Origin of the sequence: Micromonospora zhanjiangensis (genome assembly GCF_042650605.1) — a bacterium.
Lineage (GTDB): Bacteria > Actinomycetota > Actinomycetes > Mycobacteriales > Micromonosporaceae > Micromonospora_J > Micromonospora_J zhanjiangensis.
The window spans coordinates 134618-151227 of sequence record NZ_JBHSBN010000010.1 but is presented as its reverse complement, the minus strand read 5'-3'; the positions used below and the strand labels follow the sequence as shown (position 1 = coordinate 151227).

Below are 16610 nucleotides of genomic sequence, written 5' to 3'. Positions count from 1 at the left end.
CCCGACCGAGTAGGACCCTAGGGCCACCAGGGGCGACCCGTCAATAGATGAACTTCCATCTCTATGGTGCATCGTCGGGGCCGGTCGGCGCCCGCGCGGCGCCGACCGGCCCGACGTCGCGGCGTGGCCGACCGGGCGGGGAACCGTCAGCCGGCGCGCTGGTAGCTCCGGTACGCCCGGGTCACCAGCCAGCCCATCACCACCGCCAGGACGAGCAGCAGCGCGAGCCGGTCCCGCACCAGTGCCCAATCCGGGTCTGCGCGCAGCGCCTCCCGGCTGGCCACGGCAGCCCAGTCCACCGGGTTGAACCGGGCCACCCGGCCGACCCAGGCGGGCATCAGCGCCGGCGCCATCATCACCGAGGACAGGAAGGTCAACGGCAGGACCAGGAACTGCGCCACGGCGATCAGCGCCTCGTTCTGCCGGACCAGCAGCGCCACCGCGTCGGACAGACCGGCGAAGACCATGGCGAGCAGTACCGCGCAGGTCAGCACGACCAGCACCCCCCGGGCGCCGCCCGGGTAGCGGGCACCGGCCAGCAGTCCGGTGCCGAACACGATCAGCGACTGCACGACGGTGAGGACCGTCTGGTACGCCAGCGACCCGTTGACCAGTGCGGCGCGCCGGACCGGCGAGGTGAGCGCGCGGTCCAGCACCCCCCGTTCCATGTCCTGGATGATCGACGTACCGCTCCAGCCGGCGGACATCATGGCGGTCATCACCACCACGCCCGGGGTCAGGTAGGCCAGGTACGACCCGTCGCCGAAGCCGGGCAGCTCGGCGACGCGCCGAAACAGCTGGCCGAACAGCAGCAGCCACACCATCGGCTGCACCAGGGTGAAGAACAGGTACGCCGGCTGGCGGGACAGGGTCCGCAGGGACCGGGCCGACAGCAGGCGGGTGTGGGTCAGCACGGTGGTCACGACCGCACCTCCTCGCGTACGGCGCTGGTCCGGTCCGCGTCGGCGAAGCTGCGGCCGGCGTGCCGCAGGTAGACGTCGTCGAGTGACGGTCGGGCGACGCTGACCGCGGTCAGCTCCACCGCCGCGGTGTGCAGCGCGGCCAGCATCGCGGGCAGGGCGGCGGCCCCGTCCGCGACCCGGGCCCGCAGCACGGCGCCGTCGGTGTCAACCTCGGTGACCGCGGGCAGCCCACCCATCGCCCGGTGCGCCCGCGCGGCCTGCGTCCGATCCGCCAACCCCAGCCGTACGGTGTCCCCGGCCAGGTCGTTCTTGAGTTGGTCCGGGCTGCCGGCGGCGACGACCCGACCGGCGTCGACGATCACCAGTTCCGCCGCGAGCTGGTCGGCCTCCTCCAAATAGTGCGTGGTGAGCAGCACGGTCAGGCCGTCCTGCCGGGTCAGGCCGGAGATCTGGGTCCACAGTTCGCGCCGGGCCTCGGGGTCCAGGCCGGTGGTGGGTTCGTCGAGGAACAGCACCCGGGGCCGGTGCATCAGGCCCATCGCGATGTCGAGCTTGCGTTGCATCCCGCCGGACCAGGTGCCGGCGGGCCGGCGGGCGGCCGGGGCGAGGTCGAACCGGTCCAGCAACTCACCGGCCCGTCGGCGGGCCGTCGCGGCGGACGCGCCGTGCAGGCGGCCGTGCAGGACGAGGTTCTCCAGCCCGGTGCCGACCGGGTCGAACGCCGGTTTCTGCGACACGTACCCGATGAGCCGGCGGACCCGCGCCGGATCGCGTCGCACGTCGACGCCGGCGACGCGGGCCTGCCCGGCCTCGGGGCTGGACAGGGTGGCGAGGATTCGGACGGTGGTCGACTTGCCGGCGCCGTTCGGGCCGAGCAGCGCGAAGACGATGCCGGGGCGGACGGAGAAGGTCACCCCGTCCAGCGCCCGTACCTTCCGGGCAGCCCTGCCGTACGTCTTGACGAGGTCGACCGCTTCGATCGCGCGGTCCGGTGCGGACATGCGTACTCCTTCTGAACGGCCCGGCGGGTGTGGCCGGGCGGAATGGTGGAAGGAGTCGACGGTCCGGGCGGCGGGTGGGCTACCGTTTCGCTTGCGGGCACGCACGGCAGGACCCGGCCCTCGCCGGCCGGCGACTCCGGGGTGTGTCACCCCGCCGTGGCCGCGGTGTTGGCGCACCGCGGCCACGGCTCGCGGTCAGGGCTGCGGGACGAACAGCATCCGGGCGATCATGAGCATCATGGCCACGAACCCCGCGACCACGGCGAGCCAGGACCAGGCCCAGCCGATCGTCAGGGTCAGCACCACGAACGCGGCGGCGACCAGCAGCCAGGTGCACACCACGTACAGGCCGAAGCGCGCCGCGGCGGCCGGGTCCCTGGTGAACCGGTCCCCCACCGCGGCGTGGGACGCCTGCATCCGCACCACCCAGTCCTTGTGCCGGTTGGTCTGGGTGGCGCCGAGCCAGGTGAACAGCGCGGCCGAGGCGACCACGCCCATCCCGCCGGCGACGAGCCAGGGCAGCTCGGACTCGCGCAGGTAGAGCCAGCCGGCGCCGAGGCCGGCCACGGCGAGCAGCGCGCCGACGCCGTACCCGATCGCCCGGCCGGCCGGCATCGGATGGTTGCCGGTGGTCTCCTGGCGCAGCGCGTCGGCGGTGACCGCGCCGGCCACCAGCGCGACGACGGCGACCGCGGCGACCTGGCCACCGAGCGGTACGGCCAGCAGCGTGGCGGCCAGCGCGAGCACCGCCAGCCCGACCACGGCCAGGGCCGACAGCAGGACCGTGCGGACCAGGAACGCCGGCGCGGGTCGCACCCGCTCGGACAGCCAGGCGGCAGTGGCGGCGTCGGGCGTCGGCGGCAGCCCGTCGAGGATGTCCCGTACGTCGCCCAACTCCTGGACGGCCTGCCGGGCGGCCCGCTCGGGCGGCACCCCGGCGGCCGTCAGCTCGGCCACCCGGGCGACCAGGTTGGCCCGCATCTCCTCCTTGAGGTCCTGCCGGTCCTGGTCCATCTCGACACCGGCGAACGCCTCGTCGAGCAGGCGGTGCACGTGCATGTCGTAGCCGCCGCGGGTGGTGTCGTGGGGAATGGTCATGATGACCGCCTTCCGGATGCCGGGCCTGCGGACCCGGTGCGCTTGTCCAGACCGAGCAGTGCGTCGATGACGTCGCGGGTGGCCGTCCACGCCGCGACGTTGCGGCGGTAGACGGCGCGGCCGGCGTCGGTGATGCGGTAGTACTTGCGGCGGCCGCCCTGGCTCTCGTCCCCCCAGTACGCCTCGATCAGGCCGTCCTTCGTCAACCGCCGGTACGTGGCGTAGAGGGTGGCTTCCTTGATCTCGTAACGCCCGCCGGTGGCGTCCCGGATCTGCTTGAAGATCTCGAAGCCGTAACTGTCGTCGCCGCGCAGCACCCCGAGCACGATCGTGTCGGTGTGCCCGCGCAGCAGGTCGGCGGCGAGGACGTCCGCGCCCGACGAGGTGTTGCCCGACCCGTTGTCAACCATGCCCAGTACTGTATCAGGCACAGTAGTTTGCGTGGTAGCCCTACCGGGAGTTTCCGGCATGCTGCGCCACCGTTGCCGGCTCGGCCTTGAAATTCTTGGTTATCGATATGACACTCATGGATTGTTAACGCTAACAGGCCAGCACCATGGAGACGACCCGACCAGACCAAGGAATGAGGCCATGCCACCCCATCCACGACCCCCCTCCTGGCGCCGCCCGCTCGTGCTGATCCAGGCGAGCCTGTTGACCCTGCTGACGATCGGACTGGTGGTGATCGGACATTCCTCGTCGGAGGCCGCTCCCAACAACGTCGTGACCACACCGCCCATGGGCTGGGCGTCGTGGAACACCTTCGCCGCGAAAATCAACTACAACGTGATCAAGGGACAGGTCGACGCCCTGGTCTCGTCCGGCATGAAGGACGCCGGCTACCAGTACGTCAACATCGACGAGGGCTGGTGGCAGGGCACCCGCGACGCCGCCGGCAACATCACCGTGGACACCAACGAGTGGCCCGGCGGCATGCAGGCCATCGCCGACTACATCCACAGCAAGGGCCTCAAGGCCGGCATCTACACCGACGCCGGCCGCGACGGCTGCGGCTACTACTACCCCACCGGCCGGCCCGCCGCACCGGGCAGCGGCAGCGAAGGTCACTACGACCAGGACTTCCTCCAGTTCTCCCGCTGGGGCTTCGACTTCGTCAAGGTGGACTGGTGTGGCGGCCAGGCGGAGAAGCTGAACCCGCGGACCGCGTACCTGGCGATCAGCGACGCGATCGCCCGCGCCACCGCGCAGACCGGCCGGCCGATGGTCCTGTCCGTGTGCAACTGGGGCGTCGACAACCCGTGGGACTGGGCACCCGGCATGTCGACCATGTGGCGGACCAGCCAGGACATCATCTACTACGGGCAGAGCCCGGCGATGAGCCGCGTGCTGGGCAACTTCGACTCGGCGCAGCACCCGGCCGCGCAGAGCCCGGGTCACTACAACGACCCGGACATGCTCGTGGTCGGCATGCCGGGCTTCTCCGCCGCGCAGAACCGCAGCCACCTGAGCCTGTGGGCGATCTCCGCGGCTCCACTGCTGGCCGGCAACAACCTGGCCACGATGAGCGCCGAGACCCGGGCCATCCTGACCAACCGCGAGGTCATCGCCATCAACCAGGACCCGCTGGGTCGGCAGGGCACCAAGGTGGCCGAGGACCGGTCCGGACTGCAGGTCTACAGCAAGGTCCTGAACGGCACCGGCCGCCGAGCCGTGCTGCTGCTCAACCGGACCGGCGCCGCCGCCAGCATCACCGCCCGCTGGTCGGACCTGGGCCTCAGCGGTACGGCCACCGTCCGCAACCCGTGGACCGGCACCGACCTGGGCACCTCCGCGTCCAGCTACACCACCTCGGTACCGGCGAACGAGGCGGTGCTGCTGACCGTCTCCACCGGCAGCACCACCCCACCGCCCACCACACCGCCGCCGACCACTCCCCCGCCCACCACACCGCCGCCGACCACGCCGCCACCCACGACGCCGCCACCCACGACGCCGCCGGGCCAGTCCGGCTCCTGCGCGGTGGACTACGCGGTCAACGCCTGGAACACCGGCCTCACCGCGAGCATCAAGATCACTAACCGTGGCACGTCGGCGATCAACGGTTGGACGCTGTCGTTCACGCTGCCCGGCGGGCAGACCATCACCAGCGGGTGGAACGCCACGTACTCGGGCAGCGCGGGTCCGGTGACGGCCCGCAACGTCGCCTACAACGCCACGCTGGCCCCCGGTGGATCCACCGACATCGGCTTCCAGGCCACCCACACCGGCAACACGGCCGAACCCACCTCCTTCACCCTCAACAACACCCCCTGCACCCTCACCTGACCCCGACCGCCCCCACCCCCACCGGGTCCGAGTCCGCGTCGCGTCGCGTCGCGTCGCGATCCGCGCAATGTCCCCGGACTTTGCTGCCTCCGGTCGCCATCGAGGCAGCAAAGTCCGCGACATTGCGCGGATCATGGCGCGGGGCGCGCGGCGCGGACCGCAGGACGGGCGGGGCGCGAGACGCTGGGCGCGGGCGCGCGGCGCGAGGCACTGGGCGCGCGGCGCGAGGCACTGGGCGCGGGCGTGAGGCGCTGGGCGCGCGGGGGCCGGCCGCTCGGTGGGAGCGGCCGGCCGTCGGCGGTCGGTACGTACCGGTCCGGGTGGCGGGCCGGTGGCGGATCTCAGCGGGTCAGCCGCGGACCCACTGCTGGTTGCTACCGCCGTTGCAGGTCCAGATCTGTACGGCGGAGCCGTTGGCGGTGCCCTGGCCGTTGACGTCCAGGCAGAGCCCCGAACCGACCCCGACGATGGTGCCATCGGCGTTCAGGCGCCACTGCTGGTTGCTGCCGCCGGTGCAGCTCATGATCCGCGCGCGGCTGCCCGACGCGGTGCTCGCCACGTCGAGGCACTTGTTGCCGTAGACGGTGAGTTGGTTGTTCGTGCCGGCCGACCACTGCTGGTTGGCCCCGCCGTTGCAGTCCCAGATCTGCACGACCGCGCCGTCGGACTGGCTGGCGCCATTGACGTCCAGGCACCGGTTGGAGGCCGCGCTGCGGATCTCTCCGGTCGGGTTCGGGTTCCCGGAGCCGTCGCCGGGGGTGATGGAGAGGTTGTCGAACTGGGCGGTGACTCCCTGGCCGGTGCCGTAGCCGATCTGACCGGCGACCCAGGTGGAGTCCGTCGCCCGGCCGACGGTGGTGCCGTCGACGGCCGCGGTGAGGGAGCTGCCGTTGAGCGTCAGCGCCAGGGTGTGCCAGCGGCCGGTGCCCAACGCCGAGGTGTTGCCGCTGGCCAGGGTGCGCCAGTTGCCGCTGGTGTTGTTGCTCAGGATGGACCAGGCTCCACCGTCGGTGACCCGGAAGTAGTAGCCGTTCATGTTCTGCGGGCCCTGGTGGTTGTAGGTGTTACCGCGCCCGATGAGCTGGACGTAGCCGGGCTTCTCCAGCAGGACGTCCGAGGAGACAGTGTAGTTGCGCCAGGTCAGGTCCCCCAGCAGCGTGAACGGCTCGGCGTGGCCGGACGTCCAGTAGATCGGCGTCTGGTCGGACATCTGGCGTACGCACTGGCCGGTGCGGCCGGCGGCGCAGCCGGCGATCTCGAACGAGCCCTGCTGGTCCATCAGGTACTTGGCCTCACGGCCGGTGGCGTAGCCGTCGAAGTTGTCGCTGTACGGCAGCTGCAGGTTGCCCTGCGGCGGGCTGACCGCCGTTCCCTTGCCCTGCCCGCTCGTGGTGGTGATGCTGTAGACGTAGCCGGGTTGGACGGTGAGCGAGAAGCGACCGCCGTTCGGCGTGACGTCGTTGCCCCGGACGAAGAAGTCGGCGCTGTTGTTCGACCGGACGTTCGTCGACCAGACGTGCACCGTACCGGTGGACAGGCCGCCGGTGACGGTGAAGTCCAGCGTCTGCGCGCCGCCCGCGTCCATCGTCTCGATGATGGTGCTGTAGTCGCTGTTGTTGGTGGACTTGAGCGAGACGTAGCTGCCGTTGTTGCGGTTGCCGCCGAGGTAGCCGCTCGACGAGTCGAGGTAGCGCCAGCCCGGTGCGGTGAACTGGGTGGTCTGCCCCATCACCCACGCGCTCTTGCCGATCGAGTAGTTGCCGGACCAGGGCTGCTGGGCGACCGCCACGCCGGTGGTCGCCCAGGGGATGTTGGGAGTGATGGCGGCGAGGACCGGCCAGTTGATGTAGCCGGTCATCTTGCCGTCGATGTAGTCGCGGTTGATGCCGCGGGCGAGGGCCTGCGCACCGGCGTTGTAGTCGTCCGAGCCGTTCTCGCTGGCCCACAGCGACTTGCCGGTGGAGATGGCGTTGTTGGAGCTGGGGCAGTTGTTCTGGGCGCTGCGGTAGCCGCAGACGTAGTGGCTGCCGAAGACCTGCACGGCGTTGGCGAACGCGGGATCCCGGAGTGACTCGTCGGCGGCGCCCCAGCCGAAGTCGTCCGAGGCGACGATCTTCACGTTGCCGTAGCCGTGCGAGTTGAGGGCGGAGCGCAGGTTCTTGTACCAGGTGGCGTTGTAGCCCTTCTCGTTCCAGCCACCGAGGTAGTTGATCGTCAACCCGTGCGTGCCCGCGCAGTCCAGCCAGGCCACCAGGTAGTCGATCGAGTCGTTGGACCAGAAGTTGCCGTTGCCGATCCAGCCCGGCGCTCCCCAGGCAAGGCCGGCCAGGGCGATGTTGGCGTTGCGCGCCTTGGCCTGCTCCATCAACCACCACTCGTAGCCGCGGTTGCAGTTCACGCTGCCGCGGGTGTGTTCGTGGCTGGGCTCCGCGCCGGAAGTGGAGTTGGTGTCCCCGCCGATCTCCACCTTCAACAGTTGCATGGCCGCGCCGTAGCCCGGCTTGAACAGGTAGTCCAGGATGTCGCTGCGCTGCGGCTCCGGGTAGTCGATCAACAGCCTGCTGTTACCGCCGCCACCGCTGACCGCGCCGATGCCGTCGAGCGCCCGGCCGCCGGACCCGCCGTTGATCGTGATGGCGGTCGCCGCCTGCGCCGGAGCGGCGAACCCGGTCAGCACGGCCGCGGCCGTGGTCATCGCGGCCGTCACCGACACCGCGATCCGGTGCGGACGCCACCCGGTCCACCACGACCGGCGGCGTACCCCACCGGTGCCGTCACTGCGCGGATGACTCACTCTGCTGAACATCTGATCCGCCTCCCAGCCGGTTTCCGGCCCCGAAGCCGAACGGCACACGTCGAGCCGCCCAGGCCTCGCGCAGTATTACTTCGATGATCGTCAATGATCGGACGTCATATGTTAGGCACGCTAATGGTGGACGGTCAACGCCCCGGCCGGACGGCGATCCCGATCTCGGGGCCACATCATCGGTGCCGTAGCTACTACTTGCTCGATGTGGCGCGAGAATCGGGACCGCCGGCCGCACGGCCGTAGAACGTGGTGCCGGTCAGTCCGGCAGCGTCACCTGCGCCGGGGTCGACCGGGCGGTGGTGGTGCCGTCGCCCAACTGCCCGGACATGTTGTTGCCCCAGCACCACAGCCCACCGTCGGTGCGGACGGCGCAGGTGTGGTAGGTGACCGCGAAGCCGTCGGTCCAGGTGGTGGCGGTGCCCACCCGGACCGGGGCGGACCGGTGGGTGGTGGTGCCGTCGCCCAGCTGTCCCGACATGTTGTTGCCCCAGCACCACAGGCTGCCGTCGGTGCGGACCGCGCACGTCGAGTCGACACTCGCGTCGACCCGGGTCCAGGTGTTGGCGGTGCCGACCTGGACCGGCGAGGTCTGGAAGCCGCCGGCGACGCCCAGTTGGCCGTACCCGTTCTCGCCCCAGCACCACAGGGTGCCGTCGGCGCGGACCGCGCAGGTGTGCGCGTACCCGGTCGTCACGCCGGTCCAGGTGGCCGTGCCCACCTGGGTCGGCGTCGCCTTGTAGCCCAGGATGCCGAGACCGAGCTGCCCGTCCGTGCTGTCGCCCCAGCACCACAGGGTCCGGTCGGTACGGACCGCGCAGGTGTGCGCGTAGCCGGTCGTGACGCTCGCCCAGTTGGTCTCCGTGCCGACCCGCAGCGGGGTCAGCGCCCGGTACGGGGACGCGCCGACGCCCAGTTGGGCGTTCCGGTTGAAGCCCCAGCACCACAGGCTGCCGTCGGTCCGGATGGCGCAGGTGTGGTTGGTGCCGGTACTGACGCTGGCCCAGTTGGTGGCGTCACCGATCCGCACCGGGCTGGTCCGGTTCGTCATGGTGCCGTCGCCGAGCTGCCCGTTGTAGTTGCCGCCCCAGCACCACAGCGACCCGTCGGTCCGGACCGCGCAGGTGTCACTGGTGCCGCCGTCGATCCGCGCCCAGGTGGCGGTGGTGTCGCCGATCCGCACCGGGCTGGTCCGGCCCGTGGTGGTGCCGTCACCGAGCTGGCCGCTGTAGTTGTCGCCCCAGCACCAGAGCGCCCCGTCGGTGCGGATCGCGCAGGTGTGGGTGTTCCCCACCGCGATCCGGGAGACCGTCGACGCGGCGAGCGCGGCGTCCAGCGCGCCACGCTGGGCCGGACCGACGCCCGCGGCGGCCGCACCCGCCGCGCCACCGATCGCGGGTACGGCGATGGCGAGGGCCGCCACCGCGGTGGTGGCGACCGTTCTGAGTCTGCGCCGCCAGCGGGACCACAGCCGACCGTCCTGATGTCCGTTCATGTGCTCTTCTCCCCGGAAAACATCGGTTTCTGCATGGTGGAGGCGGCATTGCCCCGGCAGGTCGAGCATCGACCCATCACTTCATAGCATTGATTAAGGTCAATGTCATAACCTGCCGGGGCGCCGTCCTGCCATGCCGTCCGGAGAATCAGCCGCGGGTCCACTTCTGACCGGCCGCCCCGGTGCAGTCCGAGATCTGGGTCCGCGTGCCGTTGGCCGTACCGTTGCCGACCACGTCCAGGCACCGGCCCGAGCCGACCCCGGTGATGGTGCCGTCGGCGTTGAACCGCCACTGCTGGTTGGACTGCCCGTTGCAGTCCCAGATGATCACCGAGCTGCCGTTGGCGGTGCTGGCACCGTTGACGTCCAGGCACTTGCCGCCGTAGACGCGCAACTCCTGGGACGCGGTTGCGGTCCAGCTCTGGTTGCTCTGCCCGTGACAGTCCCAGATGATCGCCGCAGCGCCGTTGCTCTGCGACGCGCCGTTGACGTCCAGGCAGCGGCCGGAGGCGGTGTTCCGGACGGCCGAGGTCCCGCCCGGCGGCGGGGTGGTCGGACCGGCGGTGGGCGAGGTGGTCGGCGAGGTGGTCGGGCCCGGGCCGGAGCTGTCGAACTGGGTGAAGAACCGCCACACCTCGCCCTTGGTCCAGGTCCGGACCCCGCTGTCACCGCCGCCGTCGACCGGGCCGGGGGTGTGACCGCCGTCGAACGCGGCCCACACCACCGGATAGCCGGCCCGGCAGCCGGAGTAGGTGGTGGTGATGTGCGTCAGGCTGCCCGACCTCGGCTCGGGCGGGTTCTGCGCGGTGCACCCGTTGGCCCGTACGAAGGTGTCCCGCAGGGAACGGCCGGCGGAGATGTTGAGCACGGGGTCCCCGATGCCGTGGATCCCCATGTACGCGATGGGTTGCGTGCCACCGCTGCAGCCGCTGAGCTGCCCGCCGGAGTAGACCGCGACGGCCCGGAAGACGTTCGCCCGGGAGCAGGCCAGCGAGTAGCTCATGCCGCCGCCGTAGCTGAAGCCGAGGGCGAACAGCTGGGACGTGTCGACGCACAGATCGCCCTCGATCAGCCGGATCATGTCGTCGACGAAGGTGACGTCCTGGCCGCCCGGATTGGCCCACCCGTTTCCGTTGCCCTGCGGCGCGACGAAGATGGTGCTGTTGTTGGCCTGCGCCCGCAGCCCGTAGTACGACCAGGCATCCCGGTCGGACCCGCCGGAGTCGACGTCGTTGGCGGTCCCGCCGTTCCAGTGGAAGCCGAAGATCAACCGGTAGGGGTGGTTGCGGTCGTAGTTGTCCGGGATCCGCAGGATGAAGCTGCGGTTCTGGCCGCTGCTCTGGATGGACCGCTGCCCGCTGGTCAGCGTGGGTGCCTTGCCGCACCCGGCGGTCGCCGCGGCGGTACCGACCTGCGCGGCCGACGCGGTTCCGTCCAGGCCACCGGCCAGTGCCGTCGCGGTCGTGGCCACGACGAACACCGCCACGGCCGCGAGGGGTCCGAAGATGGTTCTGCGCCTTGTCATGATGCGGTTCCTACTTCCTCGTGTGAGTGCCGTCCCGCAGGATCCATCGCTGGTCGACCTGCCCATGGCCGGACCAGACGATGAGTCGATTCGACTGCTGCACAGGCGGCCAGCAGCCCTTCGGGGCGGACGTACCGAGGAGTATCGAACCGATTCGGTCGGACTTTATGGCGTCCAGTGAGGCATGTCAATGTCGTGGCCATCTGACACCGTCGTCCGCCCGCTCTGCGGTGCGCGTCGTGCTGGTGCGCCACTTGTATCCTCGCGTGGTGACCATCGGTGCCGGGCAGCCGCTGGACGCCGCCCCGCGACGCGATCCGGCCATCGGGTCGGCCGAGTCGGCACTGCGCGCCGGGCGGCACGACGAGGCGCTGCGCCACCTCGCGGAGCTGCCGCCGGACACCCCGCTGCCCGCGGCGCTGGCCTGGCGGCTCGGCGTACGCCTGCACCAGCGCGGCGAGTTCGAGGCCGCGGAGTCGCTCTACGCCCGGGCCTCGTACGACGCCGACACCGACCCGACCGTCCCGACCGACCCCGCGGATCCGGCGATCGGCGCCGACCGCGTGGACCCGGCGGACCGCGTGGATGCGGCAGATCCGGCCGACCCCGCGGACCGCGCGGATCCGGCGCCCGGGTCGCGGGACCGGGCCCGGGTGCTGGCCGGGTGGGCGGCCGCACGGTGGGCCCGGGGTGACCGGACCCGGGCCCGGCTCCTGGCCGACGAGGCGGTCCGGGTGGCGGAACGCAGCCGGGACGACGCCGCGGTCGCGGCGGCGTACCTGGCCCAGGCGCTTGTCGCGTTCAGCGAGGGCGACCGGGCCGCCAACGAGCACGCGTACGCCCGCGCCCTGGCGGCGGCCGAACGGGCCGGCGACGTCGAGCAGCAGTTACGGATCCGCTCCAACATCGGGTCCCGGCTGCTGGAGGAGGGACGATTCCGGGCGGCCGTGGACCAGCTCACCGCGGCGATCCGGCTCGGCGGACCGACCGGGCAGCCGACGCTGCTGGCGTTGGCGCTGCACAACCGGGCCGAGGCGTGGCTCGGGTTGGGCGACCTGGCCGCGGCCCGGGCCGACGCCGACGAGTCGCTGACCCGCTGGCAGCGGGACGGCTCCCCGCTGGCGGCGCTCGGGCTGCTCACGACCGCCCGCGTGCACCAGGCCCGTGGCTCGGCCCGCCAGGCGGCCGCGGCCTACCGGGAGGCGGTGGCGATGGCCGAACCGGACGACAACACCCAGGTGCTGGTCCCGGCCTGGGCCGGGTTGGCCCGGACCTGCCACGCCGACGATCCGGTCGCGGCCCGACGGTACGCGCACCGGGCCCTGACCGTGCCCAGTGCCGCCGGACCGGTCGTCGGGGAACTGGCCGCCGGCTGGGTCGCGCTCTGCGACGGCGACAGCGGGACCGCCGGCCGGCACGCGGACGCGGTGCGCGCGGAGGCCGGTCGCCGCCGCGACCCGATCGGTCTCGCCGAGGCGCTGGAACTGGCCGCGCTCGCCGCCTACCGCACCACCACCGCCGACAGCTCGGGCCGCACCACCACCGACGCCGGCAGCTCGGGCCGCACCACCGCCGCCGGCAGTTCGGGCCGCGCCGCCACCGACGCCGGCAGTTCGGGCCGCGTCGTCACCGGTACCGGTCGGAGCGCCCACGGCGGTACCGGCCGGGGTGTCGGCCGGTTCGCGGCCGGACTGATCGAGGCCGCCGCGATCTGGGCCGACGCGGGCAACGAGGTCGCCCTGGCCGTCAACGCGCTGCTGCGCGCCCGGTGCGGGGGCGACCCGCTGGCCGAGGACGTGGCCCGGGACCGGTTGCACCGGCTCGGCGTACGCGAGGACGCCTGGCAGATCGCCGGCCCGCTGGCCGCCCTCGGGCCTCCCCCGGTCCCCGAGGTGGCGGTGCAGACGTTGGGCCACTTCGTCGTACGGCTGGCCGGGACCCCGGTGCCGGCGGCGAGCTGGCAGTCCCGCAAGGCGCGTGAGCTGGTCAAGGTGCTGGCCGGGCAGTTGGGCCGGCCGGTCGGCCGGGACACCCTCGCCGTCCTGCTGTGGCCGCAGGCGCGCCCGGAGGTGGCGCACCGCCGGCTGTCGGTGCTGATCTCGACCGTACGGGCGGTGCTCGACCCCGACCGGCGTCGGCCCGCCGGGCACTACCTGGCCACCGACCCCGCCACCGTACGGCTCGACCCGGCGCACGTGGCACTGGACACGCACCGCTTCCACGAGGCGGCCCGGGCGGTCGTCGCCGCGGACGCGGCGGCGCCGGCGGACGGCCGCGACCCGGCGGCCGGCGTCGAGCTCGCGGGCCGGTTGGAGGCGGTCGCCGGTCTCTACACCGGGGACTTCTGCGCCGACGGCGAGGCCACCGGCGAGTGGAGCGACCGCCCCCGGGCGACCCTTGCCGAACTGCACCGGGACGTCCTGCGCCGGCTCGCCCGCCGGAGTCTGCGGCTGGGCCGGCCGGAGGCCGCCGCCGGGTGGTACCGGCGGTTGACCGTCGAGGACGACTACGACGAGCCGACCCACCTCGGGCTGGTCGCCGCGCTCTCCGCCGCCGGTCGGCACGGCGAGGCCGGCCGGCGCTACCGCGAGTACGTCGAGCGGATGCGGGAGATCGACGTCGAGCCGGCCCCGTTCCCGCCCGCCGGCACCGCCTCGGTCTCCGCCCGACCGACCCCCTGAACAGGCCGGTCGGGACGGCCCGGTCCACACCGCGCACGACGGCCCGCGGTCCCGGGGGCCGCCCGGGCGTCGACCCGCGGTCGAGACGGTCGCCGGCGGTGCGTCGCCACCGCGCGGCCGGACGCCTGAACAAAACCGGAACAGGTCCCGAACACGCCCGCCGATGATGTTGTCGCGGACGGCGGCGGCCGCCGCGTGGGGGCGGCTGAACGGGACGGCGGATGACGACGAGACGACCGTGGCGGCTGGTGATCGCGACACTTCTGGTCGTCGGGACCGTGGGGTGCGACGCCGGGCCCGGTGCCACCACCGCCGAGCCGGACCGGACGGCGGCGCTGACCTACGGCACCGGACCGGTGCGGGACGGGTCGGTCACGTACCAGCCGGACGTGGTTCTCGTCGAGGGTGGACCGGCGGTGATCCGCTCGGCGAGCGGCAACGGTCTGACCTGGACGATCGACGGCCGGGCGCGGGGTGCGGACGGTATCGCGGTCGGCCGGGTCGTCTACGTCACCAGCCGCGCGGTGGGCCGGGTCGTCGACCTGCGGCCGGTGGGCGGGGACCTGGCCGTCACGCTGGCGCCGGTGACGCTCACCGAGGTCTTCCGGGACGCGCACTTCACGTTCGACCGGGAGGTCGACGAGGACGCGCTGCGCTACCAGGAGGTCCCCGACCCGCCCGGGGCGGTCACCGTACCGACCGGGGCGGCACGGTCGGACGGGCTGGTGGCGGTGCGTCCGATCCGGCTCGCCGCGCCCGGTGGCGACCTGCCGCCGGTCCGCGAGGGGAACGCCACCGTCGGTGTGGCCGGCTGGGAGGCGCAGCCGTACCGGAACCCGGGGGTGTTCGGCCTGAAGTTCGGACGCCAGGCGGGCGACGCGCTCAAGGTCTTCGTCGACGTCGCGGTGAAGACCGACAAGCCGCGCGTGCGACACGACGTACGGATAGCCGGCGGTCTGGTGGACCCGTCCTCCACGGTGGCGCTCGACGGGCTGCGCGGCATCGCGGTCAGCATCTCCGCCGGCGCCGCCAACGGGGCCGACGACAACCGGAAGATCCGGTTCGAGGTGCCGATCGAGATGACCGCCCCGGTGCCCGGCACGCCGTTCGCCTTCAGCACCAGCTGGAAGATCATCGTGGCGACGGCCCTCAGCGGGAGGAACACCACGGTCACCGCCGGTGGCGAATGGCGCGTCGACGGCGCCGTGGGGCTCGTCCGGGGCAAGCCGGCGACGCCGGGATTCAGCGTGACCAAGAGCATCCTGGACTCGATCGGCGGGCTCTCCGTCGGGGTCAGCGGGGTGGCCGTCGCGATCGAGTTCAAGGTCCAGTTGGGCGTCGGCGTCCCGGGCGCCCTGGCCGGCCCGTACGTCAAGCTCGTCGTCGACGTCGGCGTCACCAACGGTTCGGCGCTGGGCGCCCCGGTGGCCCGGTGCGTCGGCGCGACGCTCGACGGCCGGGTGGGCGCCGGCGTCGGCATGACGTTGTCGTCCACCGTCGCCGATGCGCTGGCGAAGCTGCTCCGGAAGGCGAAGTTGGAGCTCGAGAAGGAAACCCTGTACCCGTTCGTCCACAAGCAACAGGTCCGACCGGACGTACCGCTGTGCCGAGCCTGACGAAGGAGACCGTACCGATGAATCCGCACCGTGGTCGATCGTTGTCGACCGTCGCCGTCCTGACCGCGCTGGCGGTCGGTGGCGTCGCCGGCTGCGGCGCGCCCGCCACGCCGGCCCCGGCCGCCGGCGGCGCCGCGACGGACGCGCCGGCGCCCACGGACACCGCCCCGGACCCGACCGACGCGAGCCCGTCGGCCACCGCCACGGCGCCGGACCCGTGCGCGCTGGTGTCCCGGCAGGAGGCACAGCGGTTGGCCGGCACCCCGCTCAACGCCGGCAACCCGGTCCGGGACACCTGCACCTACACCGGCCCGGTCTCCGGACCCACCGCCCAGGTGGAGGTGTTCGTCGGCGACGGCGCGAAGAAGTACCTGGACATCGAACGCGACCTCGGGCATCCGCTGCGGCCGCTCGCCGGGATCGGCGACGAGGCGTACGCCGAGGACGACGCGGTCTTCGTCGGCAAGTCCGGGACCTGGGTGTCGATCAGGCTGGTCCGGCTCAACGACCCGGCGCAGAACCGCAAGCCGCTGGAGGAGCTGGCCCGGACGGTGGCCGGCCGGTTCTGACCGGCCGAGAGAGAGTGGGGTGACTCTGGTGAGTACCGGATTGGCGTTCCTGGCCGTGCTGGCGTTGCTCGCGGTGGCGGTCGTCGGCTGGGCGGTGGCCACGTACAACCGGCTGGTCCGGTTGCGCACCCAGGTGCGGGCCTCCTGGGCGCAGGTCGACGTGCAGCTCAAGCGGCGGCACTCGCTGATCCCCAACCTCGTCGAGACGGTACGGGGCTACGCGGCGCACGAGCGCGGCACGCTGGAGGCGGTGACCGCGGCCCGGAGCGCGGCGGCGGGCAGCGCGGGCCGGGACCCGGGGCAGCGGGCCGGCGCGGAGGCGGCTCTCGGTCAGGCGCTGGGACGGTTGTTCGCGCTGGCCGAGGCGTACCCGCGGTTGCGGGCCAACGAGAACTTCCTGGCGTTACAGTCCGAACTGTCCGCCACCGAGGACAAGATCGCCTACGCCCGGCAGTTCTACAACAGCGCCGTACAGTCGCTCGACGTCGCCGTCGGGTCGATCCCGACCAACATCGTCGCCGGGCTGGGCGGCTTCCACGCCGAACCGTACTTCGAGGCCGTCGGCGACGAACGGGTCGACGTGCCGGTGCGGTTCTGACCGGGCCGGGGC

The 16610-nt window shown here is 72.4% G+C and carries 12 protein-coding genes and 1 pseudogene; 6 read left to right on the top strand and 7 right to left on the bottom strand.

Annotated features, from left to right (window positions below; all coding sequences use genetic code 11):
* Nucleotides 1-146: 146 nt before the first annotated feature.
* The 4 genes from ACFOX0_RS16840 to ACFOX0_RS16825 form a co-directional block, all read right to left on the bottom strand.
* Nucleotides 147-923 carry an ABC transporter permease gene (locus ACFOX0_RS16840; RefSeq protein WP_377546669.1) on the bottom strand — a complete coding sequence of 259 codons (777 nt, stop codon included), beginning with the start codon at nucleotides 921-923 and terminating at the stop codon, nucleotides 147-149.
* Nucleotides 920-1924, bottom strand: a complete 1005-nt coding sequence (locus tag ACFOX0_RS16835) for an ABC transporter ATP-binding protein (protein ID WP_377546666.1) — start codon at nucleotides 1922-1924, stop codon at nucleotides 920-922. Before ACFOX0_RS16835 ends, ACFOX0_RS16840 begins: the two co-directional genes overlap by 4 nt.
* 195 nt (nucleotides 1925-2119) lie before the next feature.
* Nucleotides 2120-3022 (bottom strand): permease prefix domain 1-containing protein, encoded by a 903-nt coding sequence (locus tag ACFOX0_RS16830; protein WP_377546664.1) that lies wholly within the window; start codon nucleotides 3020-3022, stop codon nucleotides 2120-2122.
* A complete protein-coding gene (locus ACFOX0_RS16825; RefSeq protein WP_377546662.1) occupies nucleotides 3019-3432 on the bottom strand; it encodes a PadR family transcriptional regulator in 414 nt (137 codons plus the stop codon). Before ACFOX0_RS16825 ends, ACFOX0_RS16830 begins: the two co-directional genes overlap by 4 nt.
* On the opposite strand from ACFOX0_RS16825, the pseudogene ACFOX0_RS16820 reads away from it, so the two are divergent.
* A pseudogene (locus ACFOX0_RS16820) lies at nucleotides 3431-4591 on the top strand (glycoside hydrolase family 27 protein); the annotation flags it as partial. The gene ACFOX0_RS16825 and the pseudogene ACFOX0_RS16820 overlap by 2 nt on opposite strands.
* A gap of 36 nt (nucleotides 4592-4627) precedes the next feature.
* Entirely contained in the window at nucleotides 4628-5308 is a 681-nt protein-coding gene (locus ACFOX0_RS16815) for a cellulose binding domain-containing protein (protein ID WP_377546821.1), read from the top strand.
* Nucleotides 5309-5657: 349 nt separating this feature from the next.
* Here ACFOX0_RS16815 and ACFOX0_RS16810 read toward each other — a convergent pair whose 3' ends face one another.
* From ACFOX0_RS16810 to ACFOX0_RS16800, 3 genes are all read right to left on the bottom strand, one after another.
* Nucleotides 5658-8114: a ricin-type beta-trefoil lectin domain protein gene (locus ACFOX0_RS16810; RefSeq protein WP_377546660.1), complete on the bottom strand. Its 2457-nt coding sequence runs from the start codon at nucleotides 8112-8114 to the stop codon at nucleotides 5658-5660.
* Between the two features lie 259 nt (nucleotides 8115-8373).
* The gene (locus ACFOX0_RS16805) at nucleotides 8374-9609 is read right to left on the bottom strand and encodes an RCC1 domain-containing protein (RefSeq protein WP_377546657.1); all 1236 of its coding nucleotides are present in this window, start codon (nucleotides 9607-9609) and stop codon (nucleotides 8374-8376) included.
* A gap of 148 nt (nucleotides 9610-9757) precedes the next feature.
* Nucleotides 9758-11134 carry a ricin-type beta-trefoil lectin domain protein gene (locus tag ACFOX0_RS16800; RefSeq protein ID WP_377546655.1) on the bottom strand — a complete coding sequence of 459 codons (1377 nt, stop codon included), beginning with the start codon at nucleotides 11132-11134 and terminating at the stop codon, nucleotides 9758-9760.
* 269 nt (nucleotides 11135-11403) lie between these two features.
* Between ACFOX0_RS16800 and ACFOX0_RS16795 the strand changes: the two genes are divergently transcribed.
* The 4 genes from ACFOX0_RS16795 to ACFOX0_RS16780 all read left to right on the top strand — a co-directional run bounded on the left by ACFOX0_RS16795 (nucleotide 11404) and on the right by ACFOX0_RS16780 (nucleotide 16598).
* A complete protein-coding gene (locus ACFOX0_RS16795) occupies nucleotides 11404-13815 on the top strand; it encodes a BTAD domain-containing putative transcriptional regulator (protein ID WP_377546652.1) in 2412 nt (803 codons plus the stop codon).
* Between the two features lie 221 nt (nucleotides 13816-14036).
* On the top strand, nucleotides 14037-15431 hold the full coding sequence (locus tag ACFOX0_RS16790; RefSeq protein ID WP_377546650.1) for a hypothetical protein: 1395 nt from the start codon (nucleotides 14037-14039) through the stop codon (nucleotides 15429-15431).
* Between the two features lie 17 nt (nucleotides 15432-15448).
* A complete protein-coding gene (locus tag ACFOX0_RS16785) occupies nucleotides 15449-16000 on the top strand; it encodes a hypothetical protein (protein WP_377546648.1) in 552 nt (183 codons plus the stop codon).
* 28 nt (nucleotides 16001-16028) lie between these two features.
* Nucleotides 16029-16598 carry a LemA family protein gene (locus tag ACFOX0_RS16780; RefSeq protein ID WP_377546645.1) on the top strand — a complete coding sequence of 190 codons (570 nt, stop codon included), beginning with the start codon at nucleotides 16029-16031 and terminating at the stop codon, nucleotides 16596-16598.
* Nucleotides 16599-16610: the final 12 nt, after the last annotated feature.